Genomic DNA, 11,505 nt, shown 5'->3' with positions numbered 1-11,505 from the left:
ATAAAGTTAGTTTGTCTAGCATCTAAAAATAAAAATTGACGTTCACGTTGTTTGTTTCGTTCAGTTTTCAAAGAACTACTTCGCCGCTCAATTGCGACTTCCTTATGTTAACATCTTCGTTTTTCGATGTCAACTAAGTTTTTCAAATTTCTTTTTTGTCGTTTACTGCGTTTCCGCATCAGCGACGTTTATTAATATATCATGCAGTATATGTAGGGTCAATACTTTTTATAAAAAAATTTCACGTCCCGTTAAAAGCTTAAAAAATCATATCTCCTTATCATTTTACTAAGTTTACACACGAGTGAAAATTCTAAATTTTATGTTATATTATTATTATAGGAGCGTGGTGAGAATGAGCATTAAATATTCGAACAAAATCAATAAAATCCGAACCTTTGCATTGAGTTTAGTATTTATCGGCCTCTTCATTGCATACTTAGGTGTCTTTTTTCGCGAAAACATCATTATTATGACAACCTTTATGATGGTTGGTTTTTTAGCTGTCATCGCTAGCACTGTTGTTTACTTTTGGATTGGTATGTTATCTACAAAAACGATACAAATTATTTGTCCAAGCTGCGATAAACCAACAAAAATGCTCGGTCGTGTCGACGCATGTATGCATTGCAATCAACCTTTAACACTTGATCGAAATCTAGAAGGAAAAGAATTTGATGAGAAATATAATAAGAAGAGTTATAAATCATAGGTATATGGAGCTTACAAAACTAAAGAAGTTTCATCTCATTAAAAAGGTGATTTCTTAACTAAGAAATCACCTCTTGTATTTGTTCTTATTAAATTTGATTCTTCACTTAACATTTTAAATCCTCATGAGTCTAACACGATTCCCATATATAATAAAGAAAGAGGTCGACGTATAGCCGTCAGCCTCTTTCTTTTTATTATATATTACGCCTTATGACACTCTGGACAAACGCCATAAATTTCTAAGCGATGACTATTAATAACGAAGCCTGTCGTTTTTGCAGCTTCCTCTTCAAGCTGTTCCAATCCTCCATAAGGAAAATCAACAATCTTACCACATTTTTCGCAAATCACATGATAATGTTGACTTGTAACATAATCAAATCTACTTGAAGCATCCCCATAAGTTAATTCCTTTACAAGTCCAACTTCTTTAAACACACGTAAGTTATTATAGACAGTTGCAACACTCATATTTGGAAACTTACCTTCTAATGCTTTATAAATTTCATCCGCTGTTGGGTGCGTCATAGATTCCACAAGGTACTCTAAAATAGCATGACGCTGTGGAGTAATGCGTACACCCGTATTTTTCAGCATTTCTAGCGCTTCTTTTAATTCTTCTTTGACCACCGTCATGCACCCCGATTCTATACGGATTATTATTTTATAATTCTTATAAAGAGTGTACTCTTTTTCTTATAAATCGTCAATATTTCTACTATAAGTATGTGGTTTATTTTCGTATATAGCCTTATTCTTATGTATCTTCCCCCATTCCCTATACATTTACATAGAAAAAAGTGCGACATAATCGCACTTGGAATACTATCATCTGAGGAGGTATGCCCTACACTTTCACTTTATGTATCGCAAGAAAATATGTATAGACGCATGCCTTACATATGTATTTTTTCTCCTCATTAATATAGATTTATTTTATATAAGAAAGAACATCCTCAATATGCCCTTTCACTTTCACTTTACGCCACTCATTTACAAGCTCACCGTCTTTATTAATAAGGAATGTAGAACGCTCAATTCCCATGTACTCTTTTCCAAAGTTCTTTTTCAGCTTCCAAACATCGTACAATTCTGCTACTTTATGATCTTCATCTACTAAGAGTACAAATGGAAGCTCATGCTTCTCGATGAATTTCATATGTCTGTTCACCGAATCAGGACTTACACCAAGGATGACCGTGTCCTTCTCTTGGAATAATCCATATGCATCACGAAAATCACATGCTTCGGTTGTACACCCTGGAGTCATATCTTTCGGGTAAAAATATAAAACTACATTTTTACCTCGGAAGTCAGCTAAGCGAATTTGTTCTCCGGTACTTCCCTCTAATGTGAATTCCGGTGCTATTTCTCCTACTGTGATCATTGTTATCACTCCTTTTCTTTTCTATTACTATAACAAATGCTACCTTATTTTTCATTGTCCATTACAGTCCTTACCACAAAAGCAAACGGTAATGTATATCCAATTAGTGCTTCTCCAATTGCAATCCATCTTCCGATTCCAATCGGAGCTATATCACCATATCCAACGGACAATAAAGTAACCGCGCTAAAATATAAACATATTTCAACGAGTTGAAAGGAATGAGCACTTAGCCTATCCCCATCTTCTTTTAAAACCGCAAAACCCATTTCCTCTAGCACAACATAGCTTAATCCAAACGCAATCAGTACCGTTGTATAAATTAAAAACAACGTAGCTAAATTGTACAGCGAAAAGAAACGATTGGAATTTGAATATGAACTCCATAATAATTGGACACTTCTCAAAATAGCGATTGCCGCAATTAATAGAATAAATCCCCATAACATGTCCTCCACCTCATTTTATATGTATGAGGACTATAGCTGATTTATCCCTTAGAAACGAACAAGCTTCTATAATTAATTCCCCGCACCACGATATCGTTTAACCCCTTGATTCCAGAGGGTAATTGCAATAGTAAAACAGATAACACCGACAATTGGCGTTGCGAAAGCATAGCTATTCCACTCTGTTTTTCTTAAAAAGTATGCTGCTGGATATACCCCAACAAATGCAAACGGTAAAACAAACGTTAAAACAAAGCGAATAACACGGTTATAAATATCAACAGGGTAGCGTCCATAATTCCCTATGTTATACATAAGCGGCATAATGGAACTTTTCGCATCCGACCAAAAGCCAAAACTTGCAAGCGTAACAAATATCCCGCCGTACACAAGTGCCCCTCCCCCTACCATGAGTAGGAATAAGAAGAAATCATACCAGTAAAAAGATAATTGCAGCTCCATTGCTGCATAACCCATCACAATAATCCCCGTAATAGCTCCAATTAAAGATTCAAGTTCCATTCTTTCTAATATAATTTGAAATAAACTATGAATCGGTCTCGTTAATATACGGTCCATTTCTCCTTTAATAATGTAACGATCATTAAAGTCCCATATATTAAAGAAAGCTGAAAAAATGGCAAACGGTACTAAAAAGAACCCATAAATAAAGATTACTTCTTCTCGGCTCCACCCTTTTAGTGCTTGGGTATGCCCAAACACAACGAGAATGAAGATTAAATTAACAGCTTGTAGTGATAAATCTGAAAGTAATCCGACGATAAAATCGCCACGATACTCCAATTTTGTTTTTATATATTGACTTGCATATTGCAAAAATAATTTTATATATATCATCTCGTCATCCCCCTTGTACGATTAGACGTTTTCTCGCCGTTTTCCACATCAGCACAATTGGAATAATAAGTATAATTGCCCAAATCACTTGAAATAATAAAGCTTCATATAACTTATTTCCTTGTATACCTTCAGAGAAAATCATACTCGGAATATAACTAATTGCTTGAAACGGTAAAAACACCATTGCTTTTTGGGCCCATAACGGATAAAAACTAATCGGTAATAATAAACCAGAAAATAAATCGATAACAACACGTTTCGCATACATAATTCCACTATTATTAAATAAGAAGAATGTAAGCATTCCTGTCATTAAATTTATTTGTGTATTAATGATAAAACTAAATATTAAAGATAAGAAGAAATATAACCACGTTTGAAAATTCGTTGTAATTTGTAATGAAAATAATAACGTAACAATAACCATACCCGGAATTGAAAAGAAAGCAAAACGAAATATCCCTTCTCCAAGCCCTTGCATAACTTTCATACCTAAATAGTTATATGGACGAATTAGCTCTACCGCCACACGTCCTTCTTGAATTTCCATCGCAATTTCTCTATCTATATTATTGAAATAAAAAGCGCGTGCCATCCATGCGATCGCAATATACGTAGTCATTTGCGAAATAGATAAACTTTCAATATTCTCTTTCCCGCTATAAATTGCTTGCCATAAAAAATAATACGCACCAATGTTAATCGTATAAATTAAAATCCCGCTGTAATAATTTGTACGATAAGCAAGCATCATTAAAAAACGAATCCGAATCATTTCAATATACTTACCCATGCATAATACCTTCTTCATAAATGTTACGAATAATTTCCTCTGTAGACACTTCGTTAATTTTCAAATCTTTAATTTGAAAGGCTTGTACTACTTTAGAAATCAACATAGAAATGATAACTTCTTCATTCGGTATTTTTGCAACCCATGCGTTTTCTTCTTTCGCTTTTAACCAAACAACATGACTATCCGGCATAACCATTGATAACTCCTGGTATGAAACTGGGGCAACAAACTGAAAATGTATTTCCTTCTCTACTCCCCACTGCGTACGAAGATTATCTAAAGATCCGTCATACATAATATTTCCTTCATCAAGCATGATGACGCGTTCACATAAAGCTTCAATATCAGTAATATCATGTGTCGTTAATAAAATTGTTGTTTTATAACGTTCATTCATCTCTTTTAAGAATTCTCTTATTTTCAATTTCACAAGAACATCTAGTCCAATTGTTGGCTCATCTAAAAATAATAACGGCGGATTATGAATTAACGCCGCTGCCAATTCACAACGCATTCTTTGACCAAGAGATAATTTCCGTACCGGTTTATCTAATAAAGGACCGATATCTAACGTTTCAATAACATGTTCCATATGTTCCTTATACTGAGCGTCTGATACACCGTACACTTTCTTCAATAAACGAAATGATTCTTGTACAGCAATATCCCACCAAAGCTGGGAACGCTGACCAAACACAACGCCGATTGTTCTTACAAATTCTTCTCTCTGTTTGTGTGGATTCATTCCATTCACTGTAATTTGTCCTGATGTCGGAGTCAAAATCCCTGTAAGCATTTTAATCGTCGTTGATTTACCAGCACCATTCTCACCAATATAACCAACCATTTCACCTTGCTTTACAGTAAAAGAAACATCATTTACTGCTGGTACTATTTTATAATTACGATTTAATAAATCGCGAAATGCACCCTTTAATCCCGGACGACTTGAATAGGCTGTAAACTCTTTACGTAACCCTTGTACCTCAATTACCGATTTCATAATCGGACCCCCTTCCTAAATGTCACAACGAATAGTTTACCCAACTGCTCCTTCTATCACAAACAATACGTCTTTTCAAAAAACATGTTAGAATAATACATAGATTTTTGTAAGGAGATGAATTGTAGTGAATTTCACAAAATCAGAAGCGTTACATAAAGAAGCTTTAGAACATATCGTTGGTGGTGTTAATAGTCCTTCCCGTTCTTTTAAAGCAGTTGGAGGCGGTTCTCCTGTTGCAATGGAACGCGGAAAAGGTGCTTATTTCTGGGATGTAGATGGAAATAAATATATCGATTATTTAGCAGCGTATGGCCCTATTATTACTGGACATGCTCACCCACACGTGACAGAAGCAATTAAAACAGCGGCTGAAAACGGCGTACTATACGGTACACCAACAGCATTAGAAGTAAAATTCGCAAAAATGTTAAAAGAAGCAATGCCCGCTTTAGATAAAGTCCGCTTCGTGAACTCTGGTACAGAATCCGTTATGACAACCATTCGTGTTGCTCGTGCTTACACTGGCCGCACAAAAATTATGAAATTCGCTGGTTGTTACCACGGTCATTCCGATTTAGTACTTGTAGCAGCTGGCTCGGGTCCTTCTACTCTTGGAATTCCTGATTCAGCGGGTGTGCCACAAAGTATCGCTCAAGAAGTTATTACTGTTCCATTTAATAATGTAGAAACTTTAAAAGAAGCGTTAGATAAATGGGGACATGAAGTAGCAGCTATCCTTGTAGAGCCAATCGTTGGAAACTTCGGTATTGTTGAGCCAAAACCTGGCTTCCTTGAAAAAGTTAACGAACTTGTTCACGAAGCTGGTGCACTAGTAATTTATGATGAAGTTATTACTGCTTTCCGCTTTATGTATGGCGGCGCTCAAGACTTACTTGGCGTAACCCCAGATTTAACAGCACTTGGTAAAGTTATCGGCGGTGGACTTCCAATTGGTGCTTACGGTGGTAAGAAAGAAATTATGGAACAAGTTGCACCGCTCGGTCCTGCATACCAAGCTGGTACAATGGCTGGGAACCCTGCTTCTATGGCATCAGGGATTGCCTGCCTAGAAGTACTTCAACAAGAAGGCGTATACGAGAAATTAGATGCACTTGGCGCAATGCTTGAAAAAGGAATTTTAGATCAAGCTACAAAACATAACATCGATATTACAGTAAACCGTCTAAAGGGTGCATTAACTGTATACTTCACAACAAATACAATTGAAGATTACGATGCAGCCAAAAATACAGATGGTGAAATGTTCGGTAGATTCTTCAAGCTGATGCTTCAAGAAGGTATTAATTTAGCACCTTCTAAATATGAAGCATGGTTCTTAACGACAGAACATACAAAAGAAGATATTGAATATACAATTGAAGCTGTTGGCAGAGCATTTTCTACCCTAGCGAACAATAAATAATCTCTTCATTACAAAAGGAAAAAAGAAAGCCCATCTTTCTTTTTTCCTTTTTTCTATTTCATAAATCCCTCATTAATAGTATAATTATTCATAATTATCTGTTTTATATTCTTTTATATCCTTACTATCCATGTATACAAGGCAGTTCACGCCTTAAATAGTAAGATTATTCAAAATTCATTTCCAGAGGGGGGATTGACGGATGCTCAACAAAAAAAATAAATGGACACCGTCTTTATTTCGGAATTATAAAAATGCAGAACACGATGCGTGTGGAATCGTTTCCGTTATGGAAAAACGAAGATTTCCTACAAAAGAAAACATCGATCTTTGTATACAATCGCTAGTCAAAATGAATCATAGAGCTGGTTTCATTAATGGCGAAGGAGATGGTATCGGAATTCATATCGACATGCCAAAAGCACTTTGGAATGAAAAACTGAAAAGTAGCGGATATAATCCAACGATTGTGGATCATCCCCACTTTATCGTTGGACATTTTTTTCTAAACAAAAAAGAAAACATTGCTGAGTTAAAAGATTACATTCGTACGCAACTAAACAATGAAAGCTTTACAATTGTTCTCGAAAATGATGATGTAATAAACTCAGATGCACTCGGTCCTCTTGGTAAACAAGAAGAACCTTTATTTTGGCAAATTGCCCTTATCGCCGAAAGTGAAGTTAAAAATATTGAACAAACATTATTTTCTGTAACAATAAAAATCGAAGAAAATGAAGCAATTCATGTTGCCTCATTAAGTCATGAACATGTTGTATATAAAGTTCTCGGTGCTGGCGATACACTCGTTGCTTATTACAATGATTTACAACACCCACTTATCGCTTCAACTATGACACTAGGACATAATCGCTATTCTACTAATACGTTATCTAATTTTTTTCGTGTACAACCATTTAGCATTCTCGGGCATAATGGCGAAATTAACACGATTGCAAAATTACGCGATCAAGCTGAAATGATTAATGTACCACTTACTGCCGGGGGCAGTGATTCCCAAGATTTAAACCGCACCTTAGAAACCCTTCTCGTTCAGTATAACTACAGTTTATTTGAAGCAATGGATATATTATTTCCACCAATTATTAATGAAATAAAACTTTACGAAACAAACTTACAAAACTTATACACTTATATACGTGAGGCTTGGGGGCATTTCGCACAAGGTCCAGCTGGTATTATTTCACGTTATAAAGATGAAGCTGTTTTCAGTGTCGATTCCCTTGGATTACGCCCAGTTTGGAAAGTAGAGACAGAGAGCTCCTATATTTTCTCTTCTGAACCTGGAGTTGTATCACCAACTGAATATGTAGCAGAGCCGAAACCACTCGCTCCTGGAGAAAAAGTTGGATTAAAATGGAATCAACAAGATGAGCTCGTTCTCTATGAATACGACAATTATCAAATTGAAGTATATAACCGTTTTAAGAAACGAATCGATGTTACCAATTATCATGTAAACTTATCTATCCCTGAAACGAAAGAAACTGAGGGATTATGTGCTTCGGTTCAAGTTGAAACGAATCAATACGTCGCTTTTGGCTGGGATCGAGAACATATTCAGCTCCTTGAACAAATGGCGACAAAAGGCGTCGAACCAATTCGGTCACTTGGGCATGACTCACCACTTGCCGCACTTGATACAGATAGACGAAATATTGCTGATTTCATTAAGGAAAGTGTAGCCGTTGTTACAAATCCAGCAATCGATCGCGATCGAGAAGTTGAACACTTCTCCACACGTACTGTACTCGGAGAGCGTCCGGGTTTATTAGATAACTCTAAACAACCATTTGTAATCGAGATGCTTTCACCCATTATTTTAGAAGGGAATTTAGCTCAATCTATCGCGGCAGACTTACACACGATTACGTACGAACAACTTATACAGCTATTCATTACTCATAGCTCTGTCTCTACAATTTCTATTACATTTAGTCCATCAGAAACTCTACAAATCGCATTAAATCGAATTAGTTCCGAAGCGATAGCAGCCGTTAAAAATGGTGCTTCCCTACTATTATTAGATGACGCTAAATCTCATCAAAATGAACTGTTATGGATTGACCCACATTTAGTTACTGCTAAAGTACATCAAGCATTAACTGAAAATAAATTACGCCGGAAATGCTCTCTCGTTATACGTTCCGGTGCCCTTCGCTCCTTACACGATATCGTCACGCTATACGGATTAGGGGCAGATAGTATTAATCCATATTTATTGTTCGCAACGGTAAATGATGAAACAAAAGTACCAATTACTAATTTGTATACCGCACTTAATAAAGGACTAGAGAAAGTAATTTCAACGATTGGAATTCATGAATTACGCGGTTACGGTCGCCTCTTCTCCTCTATTGGATTACATGAGGAAGTCGCAAATATATTACAAATTACAAACTTCTGCGGTTCAAATAATTTAGCTTTTTCACTTGAATCACTTGCTGAAGATGCAAAAATTCGAGCTGAGGATTTTAACAATCCAAAAGTTAGAATGCGAAAATCATTTCATATATTCCCGCGGATTTGGAAAGCAATTGGTGATGTTGCAAAAGGAAACTCTTATGATGATTACCGCGACAAGTTAAGTGAATTAGAAGAAAACACTCCCATCGCAATCAGGCACCTTGTTCAAACAAAACAAGCACAGCATGTAGTTCCGACTGAAGAAGTGTCCATCGGCATTCACAATCATGATTTACCATTTATTATTAGTTCCATGTCATTTGGTTCTCAAAATGAAATTGCCTTTCGCGCGTATGCAGAAGCTGCCGATCAGCTAAATATGATTAGTTTGAACGGTGAAGGCGGCGAAATTAAAGATATGATTGGTAAGTACCCACATACACGCGGACAACAAGTTGCATCTGGCCGATTTGGAGTAAACGCCGAACTACTAAATTCATCAAATTTAATTGAAATTAAAATAGGTCAAGGAGCAAAGCCTGGTGAAGGTGGACATTTGCCTGGTTCAAAAGTGACTGCCAAAATTGCGGAAGCACGTAATGCTACAATTGGTTCGGATTTAATTTCACCTTCCAACAACCATGATATTTATTCAATTGAAGACTTGGCTCAAATGATTACAGAAATTAAAACGGCTAATCATCTTGCAAAAGTAGCTGTAAAAGTTCCTGTCGTTCCTAACATAGGAACAATTGCTGTCGGTATCGCAAAAGCTGGCGCTGACTTTATTAACATTAGTGGATTTGATGGCGGAACAGGTGCTGCGCGTATTCACGCATTGCAACATGTTGGTCTTCCTGTAGAGATTGGTGTTAAAGCTGCTCACAATGCGTTACTAGAAGCAAATATGAGACATAAAGTAGAGATTTGGGCAGATGGTGGTATTCGAAGTGTAAATGACGCCTTAAAAATCATGCTCCTCGGAGCAAACCGGATCGGATTTGGCACATTATCAATGATTGCAATTGGCTGTACAACTTGCCGTGGTTGTCATCTTGATACGTGCCACGTCGGAATTGCAACACAAATTGAATCTGAAGCTCAAGCGAAAGAACATGGACTGCGCCGTTTCGTTCCACGTGAATTAGAAAGCGCAGTTACAGGGCTATTAAGCCTATTCACTACTTTCGGTACAGAATTGAAACGTTTAACAGGGCAGCTTGGTTACACAAACTTACAAGATATTATCGGACGATCGGATTTATTAGAACAAACTCGAGGCAAGGACTTATTAGACTTACGTAATTTAATACAAACGATAGAAGATTCATCTGTGAAAATAACGGCATCTGTACAAGAAAAACAATTTGAAACAACAAATTCTCTCCAGTCAAAAGAATTAGTAAGCGTCGGCGTAGAGCAACGCGTAATGGGCGGTCTAGAATCCTGTTATCGTATTCGTAGCAAATTATATGAAAACACTCATCTTGAACCACTTACATTAAAGTATACAAACGGATCTGTTCCCGGAAACGGATTAGGCGCGTACAATAGCGAGAACTTATTTATACACGTAAATGGTGGCGCGCAAGATGGAATTGGAAAAACTTCATTTGGCGGTGGCATTTATATAACGAAAGCAAAAGGAACAGATGGAACATATTATAACGGTTCTGTCGGAAAAGGATTTGGATACGGTGCTCAAAAAGGTGCATTATACGTGCAAGGTAACGCTGATGCTCGTGCTGGCATTCGCCTTTCTGGAGCAGATATGATAATTGGAGGCAGAATTACAAAACCACTCCGCGAAAAAGAACAAGGAAATATCGGAGTATATTCTAATATAAAAGGATTTGCTTTTGAATATATGACAAATGGTCGCGCTCTTGTTTTAGGAGATCCTGGTCCATGGATTTGTGCCGGCATGACTGGTGGTGTTGTTTATTTACATCATGAGCCAAACTTAGGTTTAACAGAGCACGCTTTAAAAAGAAGAATTGCTAAAGGTGCAAATGTAACATTGCAGCCAATTAGTAAAAATGGTTTGCAAGATGTGAATGAATTATTATTAGACTACATTCGTGTATTAAATGAGCACGAACAATATGAAGAAGTCGCTTTGTTAACACCATTATTAGATGATATCCAGCTTCACTTCTATGAAATTATCCCGAAAAAAGAACAGGCGGATCCATCTATTTCAACTGAATGATATGTACAATATTTATTTTCATAAAAAAATTGACGAAGCGAGCATCGCATAGTAATCTAGAATAACAATTTGAAACCTGCTGAAATTCAGCAGGTTTTTTTATTAAAGAATAGATGTTTAAAGAGAATTTGGAGAAATTATAAATTGATTGTAATTTATTTATTAAACTTTTTAACGTCACTAAAATATCACTTGCTAACATATTGTAATGAATGTATAGTATCATGTTG

The 11,505-nt window shown here is 36.4% G+C and carries 9 protein-coding genes; 3 read left to right on the top strand and 6 right to left on the bottom strand.

All coding sequences use genetic code 11. The features are described 5' to 3' along the window. The first annotated feature begins 355 nt into the window (after nucleotides 1-355). Entirely contained in the window at nucleotides 356-712 is a 357-nt protein-coding gene (locus AC0IXC_RS25950) for a YgzB family protein (protein ID WP_044444349.1), read from the top strand. A 203-nt stretch (nucleotides 713-915) separates the two neighbouring features. On the opposite strand, the gene perR is transcribed toward AC0IXC_RS25950, so the two are convergent. From perR to AC0IXC_RS25920, 6 genes are all read right to left on the bottom strand, one after another. Next, nucleotides 916-1,344, bottom strand: coding sequence for a peroxide-responsive transcriptional repressor PerR (perR, locus tag AC0IXC_RS25945; RefSeq protein WP_000237834.1), 429 nt, complete (start codon nucleotides 1,342-1,344; stop codon nucleotides 916-918). Nucleotides 1,345-1,645: 301 nt separating this feature from the next. Further along, nucleotides 1,646-2,101 carry a thioredoxin-dependent thiol peroxidase gene (bcp, locus tag AC0IXC_RS25940; protein WP_061674649.1) on the bottom strand — a complete coding sequence of 152 codons (456 nt, stop codon included), beginning with the start codon at nucleotides 2,099-2,101 and terminating at the stop codon, nucleotides 1,646-1,648. Between the two features lie 44 nt (nucleotides 2,102-2,145). Further along, complete coding sequence (locus tag AC0IXC_RS25935) at nucleotides 2,146-2,550, bottom strand: potassium channel family protein (RefSeq protein WP_002091112.1); 405 nt, start codon at nucleotides 2,548-2,550, stop codon at nucleotides 2,146-2,148. Between the two features lie 72 nt (nucleotides 2,551-2,622). Continuing rightward, on the bottom strand, nucleotides 2,623-3,408 hold the full coding sequence (locus tag AC0IXC_RS25930; protein WP_002125070.1) for an ABC transporter permease: 786 nt from the start codon (nucleotides 3,406-3,408) through the stop codon (nucleotides 2,623-2,625). Between the two features lie 4 nt (nucleotides 3,409-3,412). Further along, entirely contained in the window at nucleotides 3,413-4,204 is a 792-nt protein-coding gene (locus tag AC0IXC_RS25925) for an ABC transporter permease (RefSeq protein WP_002140292.1), read from the bottom strand. Further along, entirely contained in the window at nucleotides 4,197-5,210 is a 1,014-nt protein-coding gene (locus AC0IXC_RS25920) for an ABC transporter ATP-binding protein (protein ID WP_002010347.1), read from the bottom strand. The genes AC0IXC_RS25925 and AC0IXC_RS25920 overlap by 8 nt, the downstream gene beginning before the upstream one ends. Before the next feature lie 127 nt (nucleotides 5,211-5,337). On the opposite strand from AC0IXC_RS25920, the gene hemL reads away from it, so the two are divergent. After that, on the top strand, nucleotides 5,338-6,636 hold the full coding sequence (gene hemL, locus AC0IXC_RS25915) for a glutamate-1-semialdehyde-2,1-aminomutase (protein WP_002010346.1): 1,299 nt from the start codon (nucleotides 5,338-5,340) through the stop codon (nucleotides 6,634-6,636). A gap of 202 nt (nucleotides 6,637-6,838) precedes the next feature. Further along, complete coding sequence (locus AC0IXC_RS25910) at nucleotides 6,839-11,275, top strand: glutamate synthase-related protein (RefSeq protein ID WP_471653553.1); 4,437 nt, start codon at nucleotides 6,839-6,841, stop codon at nucleotides 11,273-11,275. Nucleotides 11,276-11,505 lie beyond the last annotated feature (230 nt).

It is taken from the genome of Bacillus sp. AC266, assembly GCF_979253805.1.
Note: the sequence above shows the minus strand (reverse complement) of the source record. Positions and strands in the feature narration are given on the sequence as shown.